We start from the raw sequence: 25,016 nt of genomic DNA, 5'->3' as shown, positions 1-25,016 counted from the left end.
AAAAATCGTATCTTTTGATAAAAGAAACTCTGCTTCAGGTCCGCTCTTTGGCCGCACTCGGCTGCGTCTTCCATTCCCTCTCCGAGATCACAACCAAATTTTTACAAAGCGTAAAGCTGGGGGCTTCTTTGATCTTCCAAAACGCTATGGAAAGATACGCGAATTTTCGTAGCTGATGTGGACCTTGGTATTCCGTCCGCACACATCCCGCAGACTGATCTCCTCTCCACCAATCGATAGCGTGTGATCGGATACTGTGCCCACAAAAAGATAAAAGCTGGGAAGCTCCATATCAATCTTAGAGACCACCATGGCGCCTGTTCCCTCTTCATAGGTCAGCTCCATTTTAGGGTCCAAGTCAGAGGGCACCCCGGCACCAAACCCATAGTAGATGGTCTTCCGCAGCATGATTATGCCCCTCTCATCCACGTCATACACATCCGTCACAGGCGTCTTGTTGACGGAATGGATAAAGGTGATGGAAAATTCCTCTCCCCGCTCCAACGGATAAGAGATATAGGTTTCCCCAGTCTCCGCATCACGAATGACCAGATGGCCTTCCGGGCGGAGCATAAACACTGCGGCCGCGATAACCAGACAGACTATCGCGGCCGCGGCTACCAAAACTTTGTTCTTATTCACAAAGCGTTATCAGTCGCGTCTAAGAACAGACACTCAGCTCAGAGTGGCACCCTGCTCGGTCAGATACTTCTCAGCGCCGGGATGATAGGGGATGCTGACGCCAGCGACAGCGCCTTCCAGGGAGAGCTCCTTAAACTTGGCGTGACCGTCAGCCAAGCTGGCCTGGTTGTCAAACATAGCGGTCATCAGTTCATACACCACATCCTCAGGCACGTCATTCCGGCACACCAGCATGGCGCGGATGCTGACGGTGGTGGTATCGCGGTCCAGGCCGTCATAGGTGCCGGCGGGGATCACGGTCTTAGCATAGAAGGGGTAAGCAGCCATCAGGTTTTCAATGTGCTCGTCTTCCAGAGTGATGACATTCAGAGGCTTGTTGGCAGTCGCAGCCAAGTCCACCAGAGCGGTGGTGGGGGCGCCAGACACACAGAAAGCGGCGTCGATCTTGCCATCCTTCATGCCCTCGGCGGAGTCAGAGTAGGACTGGTAAACGGGGTTTACGTCGTTAAAGGTCATGCCAAACTCAGCAAAAATCTGACCAGCGGCGAAGTTGTCGCCGGAACCGGAAGCGCCGACGGAAACGGTCTTACCCTTCAGGTCAGTGAAGGTCTTGATGTCGGGATTCAGGGTGAACACCTGGACCACCTCGTCATACAGGGCACACAGGGCGCCCCAGTCCTCATAGGGGTCTTCGCCGTCGAACAGGTCAGTACCAGTAGCGGCATAGTAAGCTACGTCGTTCTGGATAATGGCGAAGTTGACCTCATTATCCTGGAGCAGCTGAACGTTAGCGGCGGAGGCGCCGGTAGAGGTAACACCGATGTTCCCCTTGGTCAGAACGGGATTGAGGACGGTGGCCATTACGTTACCGATAGCATAGTAGTTTGCGCTGGTGGAGCCGGTGGCGATGGTGATATCCACCTTCTCACCAGAGGGAGTTTCGTTGTTGGGAGTAGAGGTGCTGGCAGAGGTATTGCTGCCACCGCTAGTGGAGCTGGTGTTGCTACCCTTGTCATTGTTCCCACAGCCGGTCAGTGCCAGACTGAGGATCATGACCATGGACAGAGCAAGTGCTAGTTTCTTTTTCATGTTCTCTTTCCTCCAATTCCATTTTTTCGTTTGCTCTTTCCACTTGGAAAGAGCAAACGCCCTATAGGGCGTTTCATGGTTGGTCCATAGACCCGCTTCCTATACTGCGGTCCCATTATATTACATTCATGTCAAAAATGCAATATCATTTTTTCCTCCCCCCTCTCCTCCACTAATTGTCTTGACATTTTGTATAAAAAATTATTTATTACATCTACTTGTTACTCCTTAATTTCCCTATATTTTTTCCTGTTTCTTTATTATTTCCATAGCTAAACGCCTATGATTTCTATGGATATTTTTTTATGGCATCCAGCCATCCATCCCCTCCTGCAGCTTTTCTAAAGCCCTCTTTTCAATGCGGGATACATAGGAGCGGCTGATGCCGCACAGAGACGCGATTTCCCGTTGGGTGCGAGGCGGGCGGTCATCCAGTCCATATCTCAAGGTAATGACAGTGCGCTCTCTGGGTGTCAGGCAGGTATCCACACAGCGGCGGACCCTTACGCAGGCATCCCTGGTATCCAACTCCTCCAGCATATTATCGTCTACGGCGATTACATCCATTAGGGACAGGGAACCGCCCTCTCCCGCAGACTCCAGAGTATCCGCCAGAGAGACCTCGCCCTGGAGCTTGCGTTGGGAGCGGAAGTGCATCAGTATCTCGTTTTCTATACATCGGCTGGCATAGGTCGCCAACTTTACGTTTTTGTCCGCCTTAAATGTAGATATCCCTTTGATAAGCCCAATAGTCCCAATGGAGATCAGATCGTCCTGGTCCCCGGTTTGGGCATAGTATTTTTTCACGATGTGAGCTACCAGGCGAAGGTTGTGTTCCACCAGCAGATTTCGGGCCTCCAGGTCACCTTGGGCGCACCGTTCCAGATATTCCCTCTCCTCCGCCGCTTTTAGTGGACGGGGAAACGAACCTCCACCTCCGGACAGCCGAAGGGTAAAAAAAAGTCCGTTCATCATCAGATAGATCACAGGCGACAGCATAATCGATAACACCTCCGCCCCACTCTATTCCCGCTCTGCCCGTCCCCATTCCCCAAATATCTCTCCTGTTCTGTCGGACAGGCCAAATCTCTCCGAGGATCCCGCCTCCATCTCAGTTCTCCTCCCTTCATACCCTACAAATTCCTGGAGATTTCCTCTCCTTTTTCTCCGTTTCCTTCAAAATTTTTGAAAAATTTCAAGAACTCCTTTACCTGCCCCACTTCTTCTTATATAATTTATAATGTTAAGTTTGTGTAAAATTTTGGAGATGAGGACAGGGTGTCCTCATGGGAGGAAAGAAAATTGGGGATTCGTGATGTCATTGCCCTGCTGGGCGCCCTGGCCATCTTCCTGTTCGGTATGTCAACCATGACTTCCGGCCTGGAAAAACTGACTAGTGGAAAACTTGCTTCCCTTTTGGAGAAGCTGACTGATAATATTTTTAAAGGTGTCCTGCTAGGCGCAGTGGTGGCTGGTATGGTCCACTCCTCCGCGGCTACTACCGTTATGTGCATCGGGTTTGTCAACGCTGGCATTCTTAAGCTGCGGCAGGCTGTCGGCGTCATCATGGGGGCCAACATCGGCACCACCATTACAGCCCAGATCCTGCGGCTGGGCGGCCTATCCGATGAAAATTTGTTTTTGGCTCTCCTGAAGCCTGAGATGCTAGGACCACTGACCGCCTTTGTGGGGATTCTGTTTTTCTCCTTCTTCAACAGCGGCCGCAAAAAAACAGTAGGTCAGATCCTGATCGGCCTTGGGCTGCTGTTCATCGGTATCAAATCCATGGAGAGCGCCCTAGCCCCCTTGACTGAGCTGGAGGCCTTCCAGCAGCTGTTCATCCGCTTCTCCAACCCGGTACTGGGCATCGCTGTGGGTGCGGCTATCACGGCTTTGATCCAGAGCTCCACCGCCTCTGTGGCTATTCTACAGGCCCTTTCCGCCTCCGGCGTGGTCACATTTTCCACCGCCCTGCCCATCATCATGGGCCAGAACATCGGCACCTGCGTCACTGCCATCTTGTCCAGCATCGGCGCCAGCCGGAACGCTAAACGGACCGCTGCCGTCCACCTATACTTCAATGTGATCGGCACCGTGTTCTTCCTGGTGGTGTTGTACGGTCTCAACGCCCTGATAGGGCTGCCCTTCTGGCAGGATACCATGGACTATGGCTCCATCGCGAACCTGCATTCCTTCTTCAATATCGCTTGTACTGCCCTTCTACTGCCTTTTAACCGGCAGTTGGTCAGCCTGGTGGAATGGACGATCCCAGACTCCGGTGCCGCTGATCCGGTAGCCACGGTGTTAGACCCCCGCTTCTTGTCCACTCCGTCAGTAGCTCTGGAACGGGCACGCACCGTGGTCCTCCAAATGGGTGAACTGGCCAAGAACAACTACCATCTGGCGGTGGAGCTTCTGTCCCATTACGATCAAAAGCAGTTGGATCTGCTTAACGAGCAGGAGGAGGCGCTGGACCATATGGAGAGCTCTTTGGACCAATATCTGGTCCAGCTCTCCCGCCACTCCTTAGATGACAAAGGCAGCGACCTAGTATCCGATCTGCTTCACGCCCTGTCTGATTTCGAGCGCATCGGTGATTATGTAGTCAACCTGTCCGAGTCGGCTACCGCGCTGAACGACGCCGCTCTCTCCTTCTCCCCCAAGGCACAGGCCGAGCTTGACTCCCTGTGCGCCGCCGTAGGAGAGGCCCTGAACCAGGTGCTGGAGGCCTACCGTGCCCACGACGCCTACGCCGCCTTCCAGGTAGAGCCTTTGGAGGAAGTGGTGGACCTAATCACCGCCGCTCTGCGGGAGCGCCATGTGGAGCGGCTGAAAACCGGAGAGTGTACGGTAGAGGTGGGCACCCAGTTCCTGGAGCTGCTAACTAACCTGGAGCGCATCTCTGACCATTGCTCCAATGCCGCCGTCCGCGTCATCCACCAAGCGGCCGAGAAAGGCTCCCTAGTCCGTTCGGACATCCACGCCTATCTCCACCAGCTCCACCAGGGCGGATCACCCCAATTTGACCAGCTGTTCGCCCAGGCCACTGAAAAGTACTACCAGCCCATCTCCTGACCTGTTTTCTACATGGCAAGAGCCGCCCTCACGGGCGGCTCTTGCTTCTATTTCGCGAGGTCCTGGGCAATCAGCAGCCGAACAGCCTCCACCCCAACTTGGATGGCGGAGGAGGTGTCGTGGGACTCCTCCTGATCCAAGCCCGCCTGCTCCCGCTCCTGGTTCCAAATCACATGGAACACAGATCCACACCGCACCCGGCGGCTGGCCGCCACAGCAAAGAGAGCCGCGGACTCCATTTCAGAGGCCAGCACCCCCAGGCGCTTCCATGCCTCCCATTTCTGCTCCAACTCATAGGACACCGGCATCCTGCCTGGAGAATGCTGACCATAGAAGGAGTCCTTACACTGGACCACCCCGGCATGCCAAGGGTAGCCCAAGGTCCGGCACGCCTGAACCAAGGCACAGGTGACCGCAAAGTTAGGGACTGCGGGCCACTCGATGGGGGCGTACTCCCGGCTTGTCCCCTCCATCCGGACAGCACCGGTGGCCACCACCACATCGTTGCTTCGGACAGCCAAGTCGATTCCCCCACAGGTCCCCACTCGGACAAAGGTATGTGCACCGATGTTCGCCAGCTCCTCCATCGCAATGGCCGCGGAGGGTCCACCAATGCCGGTAGAACACACCGACACTTTTTCTCCCAACAGGGTACCGGTATAGACCACATATTCCCGGTTGGTCCTTATATGGACAGGCTGGTCAAAACAGCGGGCGATGGACTCACACCGCCCCGGGTCACCCGGAAGAATACAGTATCCCCCCACGTCTCCCGGCCTGCACTGGATATGGAACTGTATGTCCCGCTCCTGCTCATTCATGGGAATGACCTCCTTTTTCCTGATATCTGGTTTATTTTAGCATGACTTTCCACTCGAAACAATATATTTGTGGCGGGCACCTAAAAGCCTATCTGTCAATCTTGACCTTTCTGTGGAACTATACTATAATTGGCCTTACTATAATTGTGCTATTTTACCCCTTCCTTGATTCATTCAGGGAGGGATGGGCCTGTCATTCTATTTACACCGCCATGAAGGAGGTCCTATTTTGAAGCGTTCTATATTCCCTGCGGCCGCAATCTGTCTACTGATTGGTTTTTTATTAGGTGGCATCTTTCCCTTTCCTTGGTCCCTTCGGGAAACTGTTATCCTTCCTCCTACCCCCAGCGCCCTGTCCAACGCTCCCGCCCCTGGCTCTTCTTCTGTCACAGACAGCTCCACCCAGACAGAATCATCTACCCCCCTGCCCCCGGACAACTTTCCCCTGCTCAACACCGCCTGTGCTGTTCTCCATGCCCTGAAAGAGGAGGATTACGGTCAGGTGGCCTCATTTGTCCACCCCGAAAAGGGCGTGACCTTTACCCCGTACTCTACCGTAAATCTTGAGCAAGACCTGACCCTTTCCGCGGCCCAAATCCAGGGGCTGGAAGAGGACCCCCGGGTCTACACCTGGGGCTTTGAAGATGGCCGAGGCAACCCTATCCAGATGACGATATCCCAATATGTGGACCGGTATGTATTCAACCAGGACTACACCCAGGCCAGTGAGATCGGCATCGACCAGATTATGATTAGCGGCAACGCCCTGGAGAATATTACTACGGCTTACCCTGGTTGCCGATTCGTGGACTTTTGTATCCCCAGTATTGACCCAGTGAACGAGGGGTTAGACTGGTGCTCCTTAAAGCTGGTATTCGAGCTGGGAGAGTCTGGCTGGCTGCTGGTAGGTGTAGTACACGGTGAGTGGACGATCTAAAGTCCGCTTCTCTGTCTCTATATGTTCTGAAAAACATTCCCTCCTGCTCTGGTGAAAGCAGAGTATGATATCATACGCGAAAGGATATTTTACATGAAAATCATCATTGTAGGCAGCGGAAAAGTCGGCTTCACGCTGGCAGAACAGCTGGTCCGGGAGCAGCACGACGTCACCATCGTGGATCTGCGGGAGGAGTCTCTGCGCCGGGCCTCCGATATGCTGGACGTCATGGTTATCCACGGGAACGGTGTCTCCACCTCCACTCTGCGGGAGGCCGGGGCGGATACCGCCGACCTGCTGGTCGCGGCCACCAATTCAGATGAGGTCAATATGGTCTGCTGCCTGACCGCAAAAAACATGGGCACCGGCTACACCATCGCCCGTATCCGTGACCTGGAGTATTCTAATAGCCTGGTAGAGTTGCGCCGGAATCTGAAGATCGACATGGTCATCAATCCAGAGAACGCCACCGCCATTGAGATTTCCCGCCTGCTCCGTTTCCCTCCCGCCGCCAACATTGAAACGTTCTTTCGGGGCCGTGTGGAGCTGATGGGCTTTCGCCTACAGGATGGAGATTTTCTCGTTGGCACCCCCTTCTACTCTTTGCCTCCCCAGGTCAAGGAACTGTCCCTGCTGTTCTGTGCTGTAGAACGGGGAAAATCGGTGGTCATTCCCAATGGCTCCTTTGTTCCTCAAATTGGGGACAAGCTGTATCTGGTAGGACGTCCGGAAAGTCTGGATCAGTTTTTCCGCCTGCTGGGCCGATACGCTCAGAAGGTCCACCATGTCTTTATTCTGGGCGGCGGCAAGATCTCTGTCTACTTAGCACGCATTCTGGAGAAGATGGGGATGAAGCTGAAAATCGTGGAATTGGACGAGGCCCAGTGTCGTCTCATCAGTGAAAAATTCCCCAAGTCCATGGTAATCCATGGCGATGGTTCCGATCAGGAGCTGCTGGAGTCGGAGCGTTTTTCCGCTTCTGACGCCTTTGTAGCCCTCACGGACCGGGACGAGGACAATCTGATCATCTCCCTATATGCCATGCAGCAGGGCATACCCAAGGTAGTCGCCAAGGCCAACCGCCAGAATTATGCCGGCATTGCCCGGGCCATCGGTCTGGAAAGTGTTATCTCTCCCAAGGCCATCACTGCCGCCCAGATCCTTCACCGGGTCCGCGGGATGCAGAACTCTCAAGGCAGCGTGATGAATTCACTCCACCGCATCGCTGACGGCGCGGCTGAGGCCATGGAGTTTACCGTGCGTTCTACTACCCGTTATCTGAATGTTCCCCTGAAGGATCTCCGTCTGAAAAGCGGCATTCTGATCGCCGTCATCATGCGTGGGCGGGACATCATCATCCCTGAGGGTTCCTCCTCTATTCAGGAGGGAGATTCCGTCATTCTGATCTCCCGCGGCAGACTCATCCTGGATTTAAACGACATCTACGAGGACGATGGCCCGTTCCCCCACCCTGGAGAGCCTTAAACTTATGTTGAAACTGTTAGGGCAGGCGGAGCTAAAAGGGTTGGAGTCGGTCCTTCCCCCTGCCCTGGCGTCTTTCGGTTGCTTTCCCCTCCTTCTACTGGGGACCTCCCTGATCCTCTCTCTGGATGGGCACTCCTTTCCAGTCTCCCTCACCTCCGCTTTGACCAGTTTGAGCAATGTCTGGACCGGGCTGGATCTGATAGAACCTACCGGTCACTCTTCCTACCTGTCCAAACTGGTCATGTCTCTGTGCATGGCCATCGGCCGTCTGGAGCTCTTCCCCATCCTGGTCCTTTTCAGCCGTGAGGCTTGGCGGCACATCTGATCTTTTTTCCCGATATTATTTTCCCGGAGGCCCTATATGAATGTCAAGCTCATCCTGAAACTCCTCGGCCGCGTAGAGCTGCTAATTGCCGGCTCCATGCTGCTTCCTCTGGGGGTGTCTCTGCTCTATGGCGAAAGTCCTCTCCCCTTTTTGACCAGCATCGCCGTTCTCCTGTGCACCTGCCTTCCCCTCTCTCTAATGCGGACTGGGTCTGGCTTTTTTCTGCGGGACGGCTTCGCTGCTGTCGGCCTGATCTGGCTGCTGGTCAGCGTGGCCGGGGCGCTCCCCTTTTACTTCTCTGGGGAGTTTTCCTCCTTTACAGACTGTCTGTTTGAATCCGCCTCCGGCTTCACCACTACTGGTGCCACAATCCTAGCTGATATTGAGGCCTGCTCCAAAGGCATCCTCTTCTGGCGCTCCCTCACCCATTGGCTGGGCGGTATGGGCGTATTAGTGTTAGCCACTGCTATCGTACCCTCTCTCGGTATCCGCTCTCACTACCTGACCCAGGCGGAGAGCCCCGGTCCGGTCTTCTCCAAGCTGGTACCCAAGCAGGCCCAGACCTCTAAAATCCTGTACAGTATCTATTGCGTCCTCACCCTGACAGAGGTTCTGTGTCTGAAACTAGCCGGTATGCCGCTGTATGATTCCTTTATTCACGCTTTTTCCTCCGCCGGTACCGGGGGCTTTTCCAACCGGAATGCCAGCGTGGGCGCTTATGGCAGTGTGGCCATCGACTTGATTATTACCGTCTTTATTCTTCTGTTTTCACTGAATTTCGCGGTCTATTTCCTGCTGCTCACCCGGAAATGGCGGGAAGCCCTCTCCAGCGACGAGCTCCGGTTTTTCCTGCTAGTGGTGACAGGCGCCACCATCCTGATTGCCATAGACATCGCTCCCCTCTATACCAGTATTTGGGAGAGCCTCCGATATTCCGTGTTCCAGGTAGCCTCTATCATCTCTACCACTGGCTTCGCTACCGCGGATTTTGTACTCTGGCCCCATTTCTCCCAGACAATTCTAGTGCTCCTTATGTTCTGCGGCGCCTGTGCTGGCTCTACCGGAGGAGGCATCAAGTGCTCTCGGGTATTGATTCTGCTCCGTTCCATTCGGCGGGAGATCCACCGGGTTATTCATCCCCGGTCTGTCGAGGTAGTTAAGCTGGACGGCAAGGTGGTGGAAGAGGACACACTACGTTCTATTAGCGTTTTTGTCGGCAGCTATCTTTTCATCATATTAGCTGCCACCCTGATCATTTCTTTAGACGATTTTCCCTTCTCCGTATCTTTCAGTTCCGCCCTTACCTGTATCAGCAACGTGGGTCCTGGTTTGGAGCTGGTGGGTCCCACCGGTAATTTTTCCGCCTTCTCCCATCTGTCCAAGATAGTCATGTCACTGTGTATGATTATCGGGCGTCTGGAAATCTTCCCCATTCTGGTCCTTTTCAGCCGTCAAGCCTGGCGACACACCTGATTTTTACAAGCGGCCCGGCCATTTCCTTGGAAATGGCCGGGCCTTTTTCGGCTACTTCCGCCCTTTCTGTCACTGCTATCTTTTTTGAATCTCCCGTTATTTTGACTTGCAATTTTTTTGTTATGTGGTAAAATACTTTTATAACCTTACGATTAAGCAATTTGATTCTATATTTAGAATTTGCTTATCGTATCAAAGGAGCGTGTAAGATTTGGATAGATTGTTCTGGATCGGATTAGTGGGAGCTGCGGTGGCACTGTTGTTCGCCTGGCTCCAAAGCAACAGGGTCCGGGCCTTCTCCGAGGGCAACGACACCATGAAAAAGATCGCCGCCGCTATCCGGCAGGGTGCAAACGCCTATTTGAAGCACCAGTATGCCACGGTGTCCAAGGTCTTTTTCGTGGTGTTTTTGATACTGCTGGCTCTGGCAAGGTTCCATATGCTGGATAACTGGTTTATTCCCTTTGCCTTCCTCACCGGCGGCATCTACTCCGCTCTAGCCGGCTTTGTGGGGATGAAGATCGCCACCTCTGCCAACGCCCGCACCGCCCAGGCGGCCAGCGAGAGCCTGAACAAAGGGTTGAATGTAGCCTTTTCCTCCGGCGCAGTCATGGGCTTCACTGTGGTAGGATTAGGTCTGCTGGATATCTCGGTGTGGTTCCATATTTTGAAGTATGTGGCTCACTATGACGCCGCCAAAATTGCCCAGACCATGGTTATGTTTGGCATGGGCGCCTCCTTCATGGCTCTGTTCGCCCGTGTGGGAGGCGGTATCTTCACCAAAGCCGCCGACGTGGGCGCCGACCTGGTAGGTAAGGTAGAGGCTGGCATTCCGGAGGACGATCCCCGCAACCCCGCAACCATCGCTGACAACGTAGGTGACAATGTGGGTGACGTGGCCGGCATGGGCGCCGACCTGTATGAGAGCTATGTGGGTTCTATCCTGGCCACCTTCGCTCTAGGTGTGGCCGCTTATCCCGGCAGCAGCTGGGAGGCTATGCTACTCCCCATTGCTCTGGCTGTGGTGGGCATTCTGTGCTCCATTTTTGGCTCCTTCCTGATCCGAACCAAAGAGGGAGCCAGCCAGCGTGAGCTGCTGGGCACCCTGCGCAAAGGCACCTATACCGCCGCCGTCCTGGCCGCTGTCATCGCCGCCCCCTTGACCTATTTCATCCTGGGCAGTTGGGGCGTTTACATCGCTATCCTCTGCGGACTGATCGGAGGCTGTGCCATCGGCTACTTCACCGAATACTACACCTCCGACACCTATAAGCCCACCCAGGGGCTGGCCGACTCCACAGAAACCGGCGCCGCCACCACCATCATCGGCGGCCTGTCCCTGGGAATGCTGTCCACCATCGCCCCCATCCTCATTGTGGGCGCGGCAGTCATCATCTCCTTCCTGGCTGCCGGAGGCTCTCTCACTACCTCTGCTGAAAACTATACCGAGCTGTTCTCCAAGGGCCTCTACGGCATTGGCATTGCCGCCGTCGGGATGCTGTCCACCCTGGGCATCACCCTGGCGACCGACGCCTACGGCCCTGTGGCTGACAACGCCGGCGGTATTGCCGAGATGTCCGGCCTGGGTGATGAGGTCCGTGAGCGCACCGATGCCCTGGACTCCCTGGGCAACACCACCGCCGCCACCGGAAAGGGCTTTGCCATCGGCTCCGCCGCCCTCACCGCCCTGGCCCTGCTGGTCAGCTATGTAGATATCGTGAAGGCCAAGATGGATTATGCCCCTGACCTCTCCCTCACCAACCCAGCTGTGCTGGTGGGACTGTTCATCGGCGCTATGCTCACCTTTGTCTTTGCCGCTCTCACCATGAGCGCTGTCCAGCGGGCCGCCCAGTCCATCGTGGTAGAGGTCCGCCGCCAGTTCCGGGAGATCGCCGGCATCATGGAGGGCACCACAGATCCTGACTACGCCTCCTGCGTGGGCCTTTGTACCAAGGGGGCCCTGCGTGAGATGGTGAAGCCCTCCCTGCTGGCCATCATCGTTCCCATCTTCACCGGTCTGATCCTGTCTGTGGAAGGTGTGGTGGGCCTGCTGGGTGGTGTGTCGGTCTCCGGCTTTGCCGTGGCGGTATTCATGTCCAACGCCGGCGGCGCCTGGGACAACGCCAAGAAGTACATCGAGTCTGGCCACCACGGCGGCAAGGGCTCGGAGCAGCACAAGGCCGCTGTCATCGGCGACACTGTGGGCGATCCCTTCAAGGACACCTCCGGTCCCTCCCTGAACATCCTGATCAAGTTGGTATCTACCGTGTCCATCGTGTTCTCCGGCCTGATCGTCAACTTCCACCTGCTATAAAAACATAAAAACCGCCCCCGCACAAATGCGGAGGCGTTTTTTTCAGGCCATTTTGGAAACCAGCTTGCTGAAGGCGCGGGGATCGACGTTGTCCTCCGCTACCACATGGGCCTTCTTCCCGATCAGGGCGAACAGCCCCAGCAGGGAGCGGGCATCCAGCATTACAGTGCCGGAACTGAGCCACACCTCATAGGGGGCCTTGGCCGCCAGCCGGTTTATTTTTTCGATCTGAGCACCATTCTTGATCTCGATCTCACAAATCATATCTATTACCTCCTTGATATCCGCCCGCGCGTTCTTAAGGTGCGGGCGGCCGTCGTGCCTCACCTCCATGCCGTCGGCCCGTGGAGGGAGGGGGCAGTTTCCTGTCGCTCTTGCCGTCGAGCGGACCGCCTCCTTCTGCGGTCGCCCGTATTGTATCAGGAAGGACTTGCCTATGTCAAGGACGATTTTTGTTGAAGTCGCATAATTTATATCTTCATTTTTTGTATATAAATCACAATTCAAATCCTCAGCCACAGTATGGCCGAGGGTCTGATACCTCTAATCTTCCGGTCCGGCCATGAGGTCCATCTGCACTGTTTTAAAGGTTTCATCGTCAAACAGATGGATCTGCCGGTGCTCCCAGGCCGACAGCAGGGGATAGCACAGCCAGCTATTCTGGTGGGTGTAGTCCATCTGGGATAAGAAGTATATCTTATCCTCCCCCTTGCCCCCCACATAGGACACATAGCCCCGGCAATTCTCTCCCCACAAGGGCAGGGAGAACTGGGCGGACATGTCCCGCTGGAGGTTCGGCCCAAAGGAAAAGCCTCTTGAGGTATACTCATCCCACCCCAGGCTGGTGTACTCTCCCGTAAAGGTCTGTCCCTCCCGGTCATAGAGCAGCCGTCCGGAGAACTCTGTGGGGTACTCCTCCCAAGCCGCATACTGACTTTCCGCCGTAATTGCGGCGATTTGAAGGCGGATGCTCTCCGTCCCCCGGACCTTGGGCTCCTCCTGCCAGAGGAAGTGCTGGATCACCTTCCACCGCCCATCAGGAAGTTCCAGCGCCACACTGGTAAGGCGCAGCTCATACACATCATAGACCCGGCTGATGTGGGTGCTGTTCCCCACAGTTTCCCGCACCTCACGGCCCTTATTCATGGGAAATTCCCTTTGCTCCACCACCGCCCGGATACTTTCGGCACAGTCAGCCAGATCCTCCGGAGCCAGGTCGGATGTCACGTCCTCCGGCACCCCCAGGTCCAGAAGGTGGGCTGCGGTTTCCTCCCATCCCGTCTGCTCCCCGGCAGGCCGCGGGACCCACTCCATAGGGAACCGGCCAAAAAGGAGGGTGGCCAGAGGCAGACAGACCAGCAGAGCCCCAAGCCAGGACAGGCACACCGTCCTATCAGACAGGCGGACAGGGGCCGCATTCACTTCATATCCGGCTCCGTCCAGGAGATTGGCCAGCCTGGCCAGGTTGTGGAGCAGGGCGATATAGCAGACCAGCAGGACCAGCAGCATCGGCCAGCCCTCCGCATCCAGGAAGGCCAGTCCGGTCAGGAGCAGATAAAACACGACCAGCGCGCCGGCGGCGCCGGCTCTTTGTTCCTGCCCGGCTTTCCGCTGGACAGCCCTGATCCCCTGCCACAGGCAGATATACTGCAGCAGAGGAATAAGCAAGGTCAGATACATCCAGGTGGGGGTCCCCTCGATTCGCAACAGGGTGGCGTTAGCCAGCAGCCGGAAAAATTGACCCATAACCCGGTATAGACTGATGGCCCAGCCCAGGGCAAACCACCCATTCTCTCGACGCAAAGTTCGGAAACCCAGCCACATCAGCATCAGGCCGGCGGTGGGCAGCAGATACTGCAGCCACAGGAAATGGATTAAAATGGTGGTCAGCCCCACGCCCCAGACAACACGCCTAAGGGCCCGCTTCCAGGGCGTGATCTCCTCCAGCACTTCCGCCGGAGGCGGTACAGCGGACATCCCATCCTCTACCATCTGGTCAAAGCTCCGGTCGTCAGACATTCCACTCACCTCTCAATTCCTTGCGCAGGCGTAGGCGGATTCGGCGCAGGCGCCCCTCTACGCCGCGCTCAGTCAGCCCTAATTCGGCGGCCATCTGGGCAGCAGACTGAAGGTAATAGTATTTCCGGTAGAACAGACTACAATCGATTTCACTCATCCGACGCACTGCCAGCAACAGGCGCTGGGTACGCTCCTTGCGCAGCAGCTCCTCCTCCGGTCCGGGGGCAGGGTCCAGCATACTGTCGTCCAGCGGCTGACAGTCCCCGGTCCCGCGGCGGGCGGCCCGCCGCCGGTTTAGGGCTGTATTCCGAGCAATGGCCGACAGCCAGGCGGTCAGAGAACCCCGCTCCGGGTCGAACTGGTCTGCCCTCTCCCATATCTGGAGGGCCACATCAGACAGACACTCCTCCCGTTCTCGCGGGTCGTCCAGGATTGGGCACAGGATATAGCGCAGCAGCGGGCCGTGCCGGACCAGCAGCTGATCCAGCCCCCGCTGATCCCGGCTCCGCAGCAGCCGGAGCAGCTCCAGGTCGTCCATGGGTTCCCCCCTCTCTGTTCTCTCTACCTTACTATACACCCATTGGAGGGGATATCCCACGAAAAATTATTCTTTTTAATAAATGGAGAGAGGACGCCGGTATGCGTCCTCTCCCCATTTGCTATTTCGCTCTTTAGAGCGCGAGATAGAGTTTTTCAATTTTCTCCACCGCTTCGTCAGCAGTCTGTGCGCCCATATCCAGCTCAAGATCACAGCCGCTTCCCCATTCCTGCCCTGTATAGTGCTCATAGTAGGCGCGGCGCCGCTTATCCATCCGTTTGACCATCCGGACCGCCTTGCCTGGAGAGAGCCCCTCTTGGGCCATCTTCCTCCGCACCCGGTATTCAAAAGGGGCACGGACAAAAACCTTCAGCAGCCGTACCTCCGCGTCCCGCAAAACGTAACCGGCGCAGCGGCCTACGAAGATACAGTCCTCCTCACTTGCCAGGCGGCGTATTTCATGGCTCTGAAGGGCAAAGAGCACCTCTGAGGTGGGCAGTCCCCGGACAATGTGCTGGTTTCCCTCATATACCCCTTGAAACAGGAATGGGTTGGTCGCTGTTTCGTCCGCCTTTTCCAGCGTCTTGACCGCCAGCTCCCCATATTTGCAGGCCAGATGCAGAATGTCCCTCTCATAGACCCTGATCCCCAGCTTCGCTCCCGTTCTGACCGCAATCTCATGGCCTCCGCTGCCAAACTGGCGCCCAATGCAGATGATCTTATGTACCATGGTCATCCCTCCTCTCTCTTGACCGCCTCCTCCACTGGCGCCGGTATCGAAATCTCCTCCGTTTCCTCAGGGAAGGTAAAGCTTCCGGATATAGACACAGGGGCGTTGATAGATAGGACATGGACACTGCCACGAACCTGGAATGAGATACGTTCGATTCCCTGGTCTGTCAGTTCGATCTGGAGCTTCCCGGCAGTCAGGCTGGTGTCCAGCCCTTCCGCCTCCGGCAGGAGCGCCTGGATCACCTCTTCGATTTCCTCCTGCCGGAGGGAAAGGGTGTACAGACCGGTCCCGTTCCGCTCCTCATATTCCAGGCCGCCCTCCAGCCAGAGATGGAGCAGCACGCCCGGCAGGCTGACCAGCTCCTCCTGTCCAGACACGGAGCCTCCCTGCTCATCCAGGACCCCTCCATCCACCATATACAGGGTCTGGCCGCTTTTTCTCAGCCCGACCACCTCTCTGCCGTCCACATAGGTCCGGAACAGCTCCAGTTCGCTGTCCACTACCAGTGGGCCACAGTCCGCCTGGTAGGACAGTCTGGATACCAGTGGGTCCTCCGCGTTCAATCTCCGCCAAGCCAAGAGCAGCCGGAGCAGGTCTGGGGCCGTTTCCTTCTGGTCCCCGGCCAGGATACGGGCCCGTACAGGCTGGGGCAGGTCCACCTTCCCCTCCGCGGTGTGTATTCTCAGCTCAACGGCCAGGGATATACAGTCGTGATCCGTCGTATCTGCTGTTCCCTTCGTCCAAAGTCGGAGGGCAGAAAGCTCATTCCCCTTCGCGACCAAGTCTAAGTTTAGGCTCTCCAGGGAGGCCAGATACGATGCGGAATCAGGAAAGAGCGCTTTCAGAATGGAGGAGACCCGCTCACCGCTTACTGTAACGCTGTATATGTTCTCTCCACTGTTGGAAAAGGCGGAAATATCCCCATCCCGGTATAGCCCTGCCACTGTGTCCAGAAGGGCCGCGTAGTCCGGGAAGCCCATATCCACACGGACGGAGGTTCCATCTCCTAAATAGAGCATCCCATCACTGTAATATACCGCCGCTCCATCACGTTCTAGCCTCGTGGTAAGATGCTCCCCCACCTGAACGATGTCGATCAGGGCATCGATGCGGTAGCGCCGACCGCCTGCCTCCGCCTGGGCATCCATCTCTATCGTCAGATCGGGCTGTTGGGCATACCGGTGCAGCAGACGGACAGCGGCGACGGTATTCCAGCCTCCAGAAACAAGGAACCACGTCGCTCCCCCTATCAAACAGGCCAGCACCAGCACTGCGGCGGCCAGCCGAGTCCTTCGGGTCTTTTTTCCGCCGCCTGCTGATCCAGCCGGCGTTTCCCTGTCCTGTGCTACAGCCCTTTGGAGCAGCCTGCGGTGTTTCGCCCAGCCCACCGCACAAAACACGAGTCCGGCCACCAGGGCCGCCGCAATCGGCCAGACCCACCATATTGGAGTCCGGGTCACTACCGCAATCTCAGGGGTATCCCCCTCCAGCCGGACCAGCAGATAGCTGCCAGCCGTTTCCGTATCCAGACGGGTCCATCTATCCTCGGAAACAGCATAGAACTCCGTCCGCTCCGTCTTTCCGTTGGGAGATAGGTAACGTACCGTATGAATAGACTGTCCATCCGCCGGTATGGTCACCTTCCACCGCTCTAAGACCCTACGACGGTCCGCCAGGGTCTGGAGCTGTCTAGGATAATCCTCCCTCGTTTCCAGCAGCCTGGCTTCCAGACTGTCCCCCTGGTCGAACTCCCCCTCTACAAAGAGGACCGGCCGGCCGTCGTCCCGCAGTTGGGCAGAGGACAGCGCGGAGCGGTATGCGGTGTAGACCGCGGTCACATCTGTGTCAAACCGCAGATCCGTCAGATCCTCCCGGTCCCACACCGCAAAGCATCCCTCCTGGTGGGGGATCTCCGGCAAAATCGAATCGTCAAAGGAAGCGCCATAGTCAAAGGGGACCGTCTGGATCACTCGGCCATCCGCCCAGAAACGCAGCTCCAGCCGCTTCATAGGGGTGGGGATATCCTCCATCTGGAGCAGTTGTTCGTAGGAAATAGGTTCCGCTCGGCCGGCGGCACTGACGCGGTTTAGGCCAGCCAAATCGTCTGACACAAATCGGTTATTCTGGAATAGGCCCTGATCTGTGCCGGATATCGCACCGGCATACTCCTCATACTCTGGGATAAGGACGAAGGAACAGCACCCGGTGACTGATCCCCCGGAGTCCCTGGTTCCGGCGGCCCCCACGATACCGCCCACATAACGCTTTCCGGACAGGGCGCATTTGGCAAAACTCTCCCGTATCGTCCCCACCGCATAGCCGGCGACACCGCCCACATAGTCTCCGTTCTCGCTCTCCGCGCTGCCGTAGGCCTCACACTCCAGGATAAGCCCCAAATCCATCCGGCCGCAGACACTGCCTACATGGTCCCGCCGGCCAACTACGGCTCCGGTGTTGGTACACCGCTGGAGGATGGCCTTCAGCTCATAGGCTCTCCGGTAGATAGGCGCGCTGTTGGAAATCAGGTCATCCTCAGGGTCCAGCTCATACTCCACTGCCATGGAGCCAGCCACTCCGCCTACATTGAGATCCCCGGAGATGGCCGCCGTGTTGGAGCAGGACAGGAGCCTGCCGCTGGTCACCTGGTCGATATTCTCCTCTGAGGTATCCGAGATACTGTCTTCCAGGTCGTAATTTTCGATCTCCCGGATGGCGTCAATCAGAGTATCTGTCACCACCCCGACCTGGGCACTAATGGCCCGGATGTCGCCGGTCAAGTCGCCTACCGAGGCGGCAGCCGTGTCATTCAGGAGGCCCATCTGGTCGTTCAGCCGTTCCATCGTGTCATAGAGGGCATCAGAGGCGGCGCTGACCTCCTCCCCAGGGTGGGCGATCTGGATAGGGTCCACCCCAGCCAAGTAGCCGAACAGATCCTCCAGCCCAGCAAACACTTCTGTCCCAGTTTCTCCCGCCTGTTCAAACGAGCTCACGGCATCCGCCAGGGCGTCCAGGCCGTCACTCAGTTCCTGCCCCACGGCCTTCAACTCATCCAGGGCATCCCCCAGGCTGTCCACCGCCTTCATGGCCGCGCCGGAGGAGTCCACCACGTTTTTCACACCACTCCGGATCTGCCGCAGGCCCTCCCGGATATCCTCCAAATCGAAAGAGATGTTCAGACGCACGGTTTCCGCGCCGCCGCCCACCTGGGTCAGGGCATCAGAAATCTGCCCCATCTCTCCCCTCAGCTCCTCCATGCTCTGGGCGGCCACGTCTTCCACCACGCCGGACTGGGCCGCCAGATCCATGGCTCTTCCCAGCTCCTCTGCCGCCTGGGCGGTCTCTCCAACCCCCTCCTCGATCTTTTCCAGGGCCTCCCGGCTGCCAGTCTCATCCTCAATGCGGACGAAGTTCCGCAGCTGTTCCAACCCGTCGATGATCTTTCCTATGCCGCTTTTCAGCAGCCGGCCGGCCTTCTCGATGCTGTCCGCCGCCCGCTCCAGTTCATCTACCGCCTGGGAGCCATCGATCCGGGCCAACTCCCGCAGGGCATCCTCCATCAGGTCCAAACTGTCCGTCAGTTCTTCCGCAAAGCCGGTAGCATCGCTGGAGATGTCCGCCATCTGATCTAGGGCGTCAGCCAGGATGTCGCTGCCCCGGTTGATTTCTGTAATCACCTCGTCCCCGTAGTCTGACAGACGATCTGTCAAGTCCTTGGCGTGTCCGGTGGCGTCATCAACGGAGGCTCCGATGGCATCCAGATTGTCTGAGATCCGGCCGGCGGCTCCATCGGCGTGGTCCGCCGCCCGGTCTACCAGCCCTCCCAGGCGGTCCAGCTCCTTCTGAATGGTATCCAGCATATCCTCTGATAAATTCAGCACAATGTAGGGCTCTGCCTGGCCAACGATACCGCCGATATCCTTGCGGCCGAATACCTGTCCGCGGTTGACGCAGTAGGCCACATGGCCGCAGCTTCGCCCCGCAATGCCGCCTACGTTGTAGCCGATGTGGGGATATCCGACAACACCGGCATTGATGCAGCTGAGAACCATACCAGATGAGTACCCTGCTATACCTCCAGTATCCGTGGCGATATTCACCGTATCCAGCGCGCTCAGGGTAAACAGAGACTTGGACACATCCAGATCCAAATTCGTCAGCTCGAGCCCAGGGTCTGTGCTGGTAATATTGACATAGCTATTGTTTCGGCATCCCGACAGCACACCGCAGTTTTCGCCAGCGATGCCGCCAGTCATGCTCTTTCCAGTGATACCTCCGGCGGCAGAACAACCCTGGATCTTACCTGTCAGCCCGTTCAGTCCGGCAATGCCTCCCACCCGGTCTGTCCCGGTAATCGTCCCGGAGAAGGAGCAGGCCGCGATCACGCCATAGTTCTCTCCCGCGATGCCCCCTATGGACGAGCCATGGCCAGACGGCTCAATACTGCCGGTCACATGGAGGTCCTTTACCACCGCGCCCTCCTGCAGGGTGCCGAACACGCCCGCCGGGGTCAGCCCGCTTGACAGGTCCAACCCGCTGATAGTATAGCCGCCACCGTCAAAGGTACCGCCGAACGTGGGGATCGGGGTATATCCCGTACCCGCCAGAGAGATATCCGCTGTCAGCGCCACGTGCTTGCCCTGGGACCAGGTGTCCAGCGCACAATTACGGGACAGTTCCAGAAGGTCCTCGGCGCAAGTGATCCGGATCACCCCGTCTTCCACCGCCAGTATAGGGCCTGCTGCCTGGGCACACAGGATAAGGGTGAGCAGGACACTGACCGCTCTCCTGATCCAATCAGTTCTCTTGCGTTTCATGCTCTGCCTCCTCCTGCGCATAACCTGAGATCAGGTTCAGATCCACATCTCCGTCTACGATGGCATGGACGGTGCCGCTGATGGTGCCAGATATCTCTCCCCGCACCAGCCCATCTACTCGGACCCGCCCGCTGGCCCTGTGTTTTTTCACCGCGCTGGGCACGGAAAAGGATGTCTTTTCCACCACCGCGCCGCCAATCAACAGAATCTGAGGCAGGACAAACATGACCAGAACAATGGACAAAATCGTTCCCCGCCCAAGGCTTTGCCCGATACCCACGATGGCCGCCTCTGACGTCATCTGCCCGATGAGCAGGCCGGCCACGGTCAAAATACTGCCCGATGTAACAATGGTGGGAAAGGCAAAATTCATTGTTTCAATGATGGCCTGTCTGTGGTCCATTTGGTCTTTCAGCTCCATGTAGCGGCTAGCGATCACGATGGCATAGTCGATGTTAGCCCCCATCTGGATAGAACTGACTACCAGATAGCTGAGGAAAAACAGCGGGGTCCCGGTGAAGGCCGGAATGGAGAAATTGATCCAGATACTGCCCTGGATGACCAGGATCAACAGTACCGGCATCCCCGCAGATCGAAAGGTGAACAGCAGCACCACCAGGACGATGAGGATGGACACCACGCTGACCACCGTGTTGTCCGTGGCAAACGCGGCCTTAAAATCAGCCTCTGTGGTGGAGTTTCCAGCCAGGTAAATACTCTCTCCTGGGTAATATTTCTGGGCAGTTTCCTGGACCGTATCCAGAAAGGCGTAGGTCTCCTCTCCCCCCTCAGGCAGGGTCAGATAGACCAGCATCCGGTCATATTCGCTTCCTTGGAGCTGCAGCTTGGCATGTTCAATCTGCTCCCGCGCCTCGTCCAAATCATCGGTCTGCTCCTTGTCTAAGGTGACATAGCCCTCGTCCAGCTGGTCACAGATAAACAGAAACATATCCATCAGCGGGACCCGGTAGGCGGAAATGCCGCCAATGATCCGTCCATAGTCCTCATTCTTGACCGCGTATGCTGTATAGACCAGCTTGGCCAACTCATAATCCAGATCCGCCAGTTCGGCAAACTGTCTGGGCGTTAGCCGGTCGGCCAGCATATAGCCGTCCATCGCCTCCACATTGGACAACCCCATGGTGTAGTCCACTTCCGTATATTGTTCCAACTCGTCCAGGATCATCCGTTCCTTCTCGTAGTCGCCGGTGGGCACCATAAGCGCCACAAGGTTTTTCGATGTAAAATTCTCCTCGATCATCTGGGAGGCAATCTGCACCTCATTCAGTTTCGGCGTTTCGATGCTCCCGTACCCATAGACATAGGGACAGTCCGAGGAGAAATGGATACCCAGGACCACCAGGACCAGAAATACAGGCGGTATCACGAATCGGGACAGATAGGCAAATTTTCCTACAAAGGGGATCTTTGGGATAAAGCTGCGGTGCTGTGTCTTGTCCATCAGCGGACCGAACAGGATCAGCAGGCCCGGCATCACCACAAATACAGCCAGTAGGGCAAACAGGATGGCTTTAATCAGGCAGACCGCCATATCAGGTCCCAGCTTGAACTGCATGAACATCATGGCCACCAGCCCACCGATGGTGGTCAGTGAGCTGGCGCTGATCTCCGGAATGGCTTTGCTGAGAGCTATGATGGTCGCCTCCCGGATGGGCAGTGTCTGATGCTCCTCTTTGAAGCGGTTACAGAAGATCACGGCGTAGTCCAGGGACAGGGCAAGCTGGAGGATGCTGGTCACGGAATTGGACACGAAGGAGATTTTTCCCAGCAGGAAATTGCTGCCCAGGTTCAAAATCATGGCCGTAACAAAGGTCAGGATAAGCACAGGGACCTCGGCGTAAGTCTGTGAGGTCAGCAAGAGCACCACTAGCACGATCACCGCCACATAGACCATGATGACATTGACTTCAGCGTCAATGATATCCCCCTTGGTGTTGCCCAGCTCCGTGGATACGAACACATCCCAGCCAGTGAGGCTCTCCCTGGCCCTGTCCAGGGCCTCCAGGCACCTCTCATCGTCCTCGTCATAGTCAAAGGTAAGCGAATAGAGGGCGGAGGCATGGGCATAGTGGTCTGTTGTGTCATCGAATTCCACGCTCTGCACGCCGTCCAGCTCCAGGAGCTCCGCCTTCACCCGACGGGCCTCCTCCAGAGAAATGTTGGCCACCATCAGATCCGCGGTACCGAAGGTGGTGAACTGCTCCTCCATCACATCCAGTCCCTGGCGGGTGGTGGAGTGGATGGGCAGATAGGAGGAGAGATCGTTCTCTACCTCCACCCAGTTTCTGGAAAACAGCGTGAATATGGTACCGATAATGACCAGCAGGAAAAACAGGTTCCGTTTGTCCACAACAAAGGTGGCAAGACGCACCATAACACTCTCCTGATCCTTGTTTCCTTTTTTCATCTCTTGGCGGCTCCTTTACTACCCGCAATACACCATTATCATAACACTTTATTATATTCAAATAGAGGCGGCTCCAGCAAAGGTCAATCCCGCGGCAGTGTCATAAATCGGTCCTCTGTCCCATAGATCAGTTGAGCCTCCAGCCCCTTTGTGCTATACTAACAGGCACAGGAGGGCATTCTATGGAGAAAAAATGCTATGTCGCTTCCCAGCAGACAAAATGGGCTCTGGCTGCGGCGTTAAAAAAATTGATGGCTCAGAAGCCTTTGGAGAAAATCACGATTTCAGAGCTCACCGACCTATGTCATATCAAGCGGCAAAATTTTTACTACCATTTTGAGGACATCTACGACCTGATGCGCTGGATGTTTCAGAATGAAGCCGTATCTCTGCTGGAGCGACGGGAAGGAGCTCTCCTGTGGCGGGAGGGCCTTTTGGAGCTCTTTCACTATTTACAAAGCAATCGTGCAGTCTGCCTTTGCGCGCTGCGCTCTCTGGGCCGTGGGCATATCCGCCGCTTTTTTGAGGAACAGCTCCATACCATCATCTCACAGACCATTGAAGGCTTTCTTCCCGACCTGCAAGACCCATCGTCCTCAGACCATGTGGCTCTTCTGGCCCACTTCTATGTGGTGTCCTTGGCCAGCGTCATGGAGAGCTGGCTATTGGGAGAGATCGATCAGACTCCGGATGAGCTGATCAATTTTATCAGCACTGTTTTGGAAGACCACCTCCGGGGAGCCGCATTACGCCGAGGGCAGATCTCCTCTATCCCTTCTGGCGATCCCTCTTTTCCAAGAGGCTGCTCCTTAGAAGAGGAATAATGCAAAAAACGTCCCGGAACTGTGATTGTTCCGGGACGTTTCCTATTTCGATATCAGGTTGACCAGACAGCTGCCCCTCGCGCGGATTCTCTTTGTGTTTCAGTCCCAATCCGCTTCCCAGTCAATGATCGCGCCGGTTACGGCATCAATTTCAAACTCATACTCCATCCAGCCGCTTCGCATCTCACCTTCGTACAGCACACGCCCGTCGTCTACCTCCAGCTTGAAGTCAGTGTAAACCCCTGTGGTACCGGCAGCCTGTTCCACGATCTGCTTTGCCTTGGCCTCACCGATGTAATCGCTGTCCGTGGTGGAGATGGTGTACCACTCAATATCATAGTCAAAGCCCAGGATTTCCCCCGTAGCCGCGTCGATCTTGTAGTCGTACTCCTTATTTTCAGAGAAGAACTCTACATCATAGACCCGTAGTCCGTCGTCATAGTCCAGCTCCGCATAGAGGAACACCGTGTCCTTCGCCTTCACACCGGCATGGTCCAGAGCGATCACCTTGGCCTCTTCGGCGCCGATATCGCCGCTAGCCTGGGCCGGGGTCCCAACACCCATGTACCATTCAACATCATAGTCAAAACTCAGGATGTCTCCACTGGTTGCGTCGATCTCGTAATCATACTCCTTGTTGCCAGAGAAGAATTCCACGTCATATTCTACACGTCCATGGTCATGGTCCAGCTTGACATGGATCCAGGAGAGCTGGGATGCCTCTATCCCGGCGTGGTCAAGGGCGATTTCTTCCGCCCTGGATCTCCCGATAAAGTCTGTGTCAGCAGTCTGCCAGGGGCGGGATGCATTGGCACCCATTACGGGGGTAAGCAGGGCCCCAGTCACCATTACTGCGGCGGCGCAACCCACCAAAGTCTTTGAGAATGTCTTTTTCATTTTTATGTCCTCCGTCAAGTTGTTATTTCAGCAATTTTTGGGGGGCTGATTTGCTGTTCATCTATATAACGCACGGCCCTTCCATTTTATTGCACCAAAAGAAAAATTTTTTCTATCGGCTCCATTGGCCCGAAGGTCTGCGCAGATCCCTAGCTGATGGCACGATTATATCGCAAATTCGGAACTGAATAAATAAGCGGTGGTGGAGTCTCTGATTTCATAGCGAAAGCAAAATACGCAAGAATACCCAAAATGGTTTTCAGAAGAATAACAAAACCCCGGAGTCCTTTCAACGCAAGGATTCCGGGGCGTAAAGAGTACAAAAGACGGTTAAAGCCGATATTTTTTCAGAAACGAAAATAGCCGCCCGTAGGGCGGCCCCAAATCAAAGCCCAACGCAGTGGGTTCGATTTGGAAAGGAGAAGCAAGGGAGCGGGCGGATGACGTCTTTTTGTGCCGTGGACATAAAAAGACGTCGGAGCAAAGCGGACTTTGCTCCGACGTGGTGCGGCTGACGGGAGTCGAACCCGTACGCCCATACGGACACAAGCACCTCAAGCTTGCCAGTCTACCAATTCCAGCACAGCCGCAAAGAGCGGTCC

Annotated in this window: 18 protein-coding genes and 1 tRNA gene; 7 read left to right on the top strand and 12 right to left on the bottom strand. The window is 56.1% G+C overall.

Annotated features, from left to right (window positions below; genetic code table 11):
* Positions 1–144 precede the first annotated feature (144 nt).
* From H8S11_RS01605 to sigK, 3 genes are all read right to left on the bottom strand, one after another.
* A complete protein-coding gene (locus H8S11_RS01605; RefSeq protein WP_147571448.1) occupies positions 145–642 on the bottom strand; it encodes a DUF1850 domain-containing protein in 498 nt (165 codons plus the stop codon).
* A 33-nt stretch (positions 643–675) separates the two neighbouring features.
* The gene (locus H8S11_RS01600; protein WP_147571449.1) at positions 676–1,731 is read right to left on the bottom strand and encodes a TAXI family TRAP transporter solute-binding subunit; all 1,056 of its coding nucleotides are present in this window, start codon (positions 1,729–1,731) and stop codon (positions 676–678) included.
* 303 nt (positions 1,732–2,034) lie between these two features.
* Complete coding sequence (gene sigK, locus H8S11_RS01595) at positions 2,035–2,730, bottom strand: RNA polymerase sporulation sigma factor SigK (protein ID WP_186851948.1); 696 nt, start codon at positions 2,728–2,730, stop codon at positions 2,035–2,037.
* Between the two features lie 303 nt (positions 2,731–3,033).
* Between sigK and H8S11_RS01590 the strand changes: the two genes are divergently transcribed.
* Entirely contained in the window at positions 3,034–4,806 is a 1,773-nt protein-coding gene (locus H8S11_RS01590) for a Na/Pi cotransporter family protein (RefSeq protein WP_186851947.1), read from the top strand.
* A 47-nt stretch (positions 4,807–4,853) separates the two neighbouring features.
* Here the strand turns inward: H8S11_RS01590 and udp are convergent, their stop codons facing one another.
* The gene (gene udp / locus H8S11_RS01585) at positions 4,854–5,627 is read right to left on the bottom strand and encodes a uridine phosphorylase (protein ID WP_147571458.1); all 774 of its coding nucleotides are present in this window, start codon (positions 5,625–5,627) and stop codon (positions 4,854–4,856) included.
* Between the two features lie 229 nt (positions 5,628–5,856).
* Here udp and H8S11_RS01580 point away from each other — a divergent pair, with 229 nt between their 5' ends.
* From H8S11_RS01580 to H8S11_RS01560, 5 genes are all read left to right on the top strand, one after another.
* Entirely contained in the window at positions 5,857–6,564 is a 708-nt protein-coding gene (locus H8S11_RS01580) for a hypothetical protein (RefSeq protein WP_147571459.1), read from the top strand.
* 93 nt (positions 6,565–6,657) lie between these two features.
* A complete protein-coding gene (gene trkA / locus H8S11_RS01575) occupies positions 6,658–8,049 on the top strand; it encodes a Trk system potassium transporter TrkA (RefSeq protein WP_147571460.1) in 1,392 nt (463 codons plus the stop codon).
* Positions 8,050–8,053: 4 nt separating this feature from the next.
* Positions 8,054–8,374 carry a hypothetical protein gene (locus tag H8S11_RS01570; RefSeq protein ID WP_186851946.1) on the top strand — a complete coding sequence of 107 codons (321 nt, stop codon included), beginning with the start codon at positions 8,054–8,056 and terminating at the stop codon, positions 8,372–8,374.
* Between the two features lie 36 nt (positions 8,375–8,410).
* Positions 8,411–9,847 (top strand): TrkH family potassium uptake protein, encoded by a 1,437-nt coding sequence (locus H8S11_RS01565; protein WP_186851945.1) that lies wholly within the window; start codon positions 8,411–8,413, stop codon positions 9,845–9,847.
* 211 nt (positions 9,848–10,058) lie between these two features.
* Positions 10,059–12,161 carry a sodium-translocating pyrophosphatase gene (locus H8S11_RS01560; RefSeq protein WP_186851944.1) on the top strand — a complete coding sequence of 701 codons (2,103 nt, stop codon included), beginning with the start codon at positions 10,059–10,061 and terminating at the stop codon, positions 12,159–12,161.
* Positions 12,162–12,203: 42 nt separating this feature from the next.
* On the opposite strand, the gene H8S11_RS01555 is transcribed toward H8S11_RS01560, so the two are convergent.
* From H8S11_RS01555 to H8S11_RS01530, 6 genes are all read right to left on the bottom strand, one after another.
* Positions 12,204–12,425: an HPr family phosphocarrier protein gene (locus H8S11_RS01555; RefSeq protein WP_147571468.1), complete on the bottom strand. Its 222-nt coding sequence runs from the start codon at positions 12,423–12,425 to the stop codon at positions 12,204–12,206.
* Positions 12,426–12,704: 279 nt separating this feature from the next.
* Positions 12,705–14,180 carry a TgpA N-terminal domain-containing protein gene (locus tag H8S11_RS01550; protein ID WP_186851943.1) on the bottom strand — a complete coding sequence of 492 codons (1,476 nt, stop codon included), beginning with the start codon at positions 14,178–14,180 and terminating at the stop codon, positions 12,705–12,707.
* Positions 14,173–14,718 carry a sigma-70 family RNA polymerase sigma factor gene (locus H8S11_RS01545; protein ID WP_186851942.1) on the bottom strand — a complete coding sequence of 182 codons (546 nt, stop codon included), beginning with the start codon at positions 14,716–14,718 and terminating at the stop codon, positions 14,173–14,175. The genes H8S11_RS01550 and H8S11_RS01545 overlap by 8 nt, the downstream gene beginning before the upstream one ends.
* Before the next feature lie 133 nt (positions 14,719–14,851).
* A complete protein-coding gene (locus tag H8S11_RS01540) occupies positions 14,852–15,448 on the bottom strand; it encodes a cytidylate kinase-like family protein (protein ID WP_186851941.1) in 597 nt (198 codons plus the stop codon).
* Positions 15,449–15,450: 2 nt separating this feature from the next.
* Positions 15,451–20,265 carry a methyl-accepting chemotaxis protein gene (locus H8S11_RS01535; protein WP_186851940.1) on the bottom strand — a complete coding sequence of 1,605 codons (4,815 nt, stop codon included), beginning with the start codon at positions 20,263–20,265 and terminating at the stop codon, positions 15,451–15,453.
* Complete coding sequence (locus H8S11_RS01530; protein WP_186851939.1) at positions 20,246–22,693, bottom strand: MMPL family transporter; 2,448 nt, start codon at positions 22,691–22,693, stop codon at positions 20,246–20,248. Before H8S11_RS01530 ends, H8S11_RS01535 begins: the two co-directional genes overlap by 20 nt.
* A gap of 182 nt (positions 22,694–22,875) precedes the next feature.
* Between H8S11_RS01530 and H8S11_RS01525 the strand changes: the two genes are divergently transcribed.
* Positions 22,876–23,517: a TetR/AcrR family transcriptional regulator gene (locus H8S11_RS01525; RefSeq protein WP_147571480.1), complete on the top strand. Its 642-nt coding sequence runs from the start codon at positions 22,876–22,878 to the stop codon at positions 23,515–23,517.
* 99 nt (positions 23,518–23,616) lie between these two features.
* Here the strand turns inward: H8S11_RS01525 and H8S11_RS01520 are convergent, their stop codons facing one another.
* Together H8S11_RS01520 and H8S11_RS01515 are read right to left on the bottom strand one after the other, a co-directional pair.
* Positions 23,617–24,414 carry a PepSY domain-containing protein gene (locus H8S11_RS01520; protein ID WP_186851938.1) on the bottom strand — a complete coding sequence of 266 codons (798 nt, stop codon included), beginning with the start codon at positions 24,412–24,414 and terminating at the stop codon, positions 23,617–23,619.
* A gap of 503 nt (positions 24,415–24,917) precedes the next feature.
* Positions 24,918–25,004, bottom strand: a tRNA-Leu gene (locus H8S11_RS01515).
* Positions 25,005–25,016: the final 12 nt, after the last annotated feature.

It is taken from the genome of Flintibacter hominis (genome assembly GCF_014287965.1).
Classification (GTDB): domain Bacteria; phylum Bacillota; class Clostridia; order Oscillospirales; family Oscillospiraceae; genus Lawsonibacter; species Lawsonibacter aceti.
The sequence above is the reverse complement of the archived record's forward strand: the minus strand, read 5'-3'. Positions and strand labels throughout refer to the sequence as shown.

What these genes read in the sequence shown, in the direction of transcription:
- H8S11_RS01600 (WP_147571449.1), bottom strand. Translation starts at nt 1,731, where the DNA reads ATGAAAAAGAAACTAGCACTTGCTCTGTCCATGGTCATGATCCTCAGT.
- sigK (WP_186851948.1), bottom strand. Translation starts at nt 2,730, where the DNA reads ATGCTGTCGCCTGTGATCTATCTGATGATGAACGGACTTTTTTTTACC.
- udp (WP_147571458.1), bottom strand. Translation starts at nt 5,627, where the DNA reads ATGAATGAGCAGGAGCGGGACATACAGTTCCATATCCAGTGCAGGCCG.
- trkA (WP_147571460.1), top strand. Translation starts at nt 6,658, where the DNA reads ATGAAAATCATCATTGTAGGCAGCGGAAAAGTCGGCTTCACGCTGGCA.
- H8S11_RS01570 (WP_186851946.1), top strand. Translation starts at nt 8,054, where the DNA reads ATGTTGAAACTGTTAGGGCAGGCGGAGCTAAAAGGGTTGGAGTCGGTC.
- H8S11_RS01565 (WP_186851945.1), top strand. Translation starts at nt 8,411, where the DNA reads ATGAATGTCAAGCTCATCCTGAAACTCCTCGGCCGCGTAGAGCTGCTA.
- H8S11_RS01555 (WP_147571468.1), bottom strand. Translation starts at nt 12,425, where the DNA reads ATGATTTGTGAGATCGAGATCAAGAATGGTGCTCAGATCGAAAAAATA.
- H8S11_RS01550 (WP_186851943.1), bottom strand. Translation starts at nt 14,180, where the DNA reads ATGTCTGACGACCGGAGCTTTGACCAGATGGTAGAGGATGGGATGTCC.
- H8S11_RS01545 (WP_186851942.1), bottom strand. Translation starts at nt 14,718, where the DNA reads ATGGACGACCTGGAGCTGCTCCGGCTGCTGCGGAGCCGGGATCAGCGG.
- H8S11_RS01540 (WP_186851941.1), bottom strand. Translation starts at nt 15,448, where the DNA reads ATGGTACATAAGATCATCTGCATTGGGCGCCAGTTTGGCAGCGGAGGC.
- H8S11_RS01535 (WP_186851940.1), bottom strand. Translation starts at nt 20,265, where the DNA reads ATGAAACGCAAGAGAACTGATTGGATCAGGAGAGCGGTCAGTGTCCTG.
- H8S11_RS01530 (WP_186851939.1), bottom strand. Translation starts at nt 22,693, where the DNA reads ATGAAAAAAGGAAACAAGGATCAGGAGAGTGTTATGGTGCGTCTTGCC.
- H8S11_RS01525 (WP_147571480.1), top strand. Translation starts at nt 22,876, where the DNA reads ATGGAGAAAAAATGCTATGTCGCTTCCCAGCAGACAAAATGGGCTCTG.
- H8S11_RS01520 (WP_186851938.1), bottom strand. Translation starts at nt 24,414, where the DNA reads ATGAAAAAGACATTCTCAAAGACTTTGGTGGGTTGCGCCGCCGCAGTA.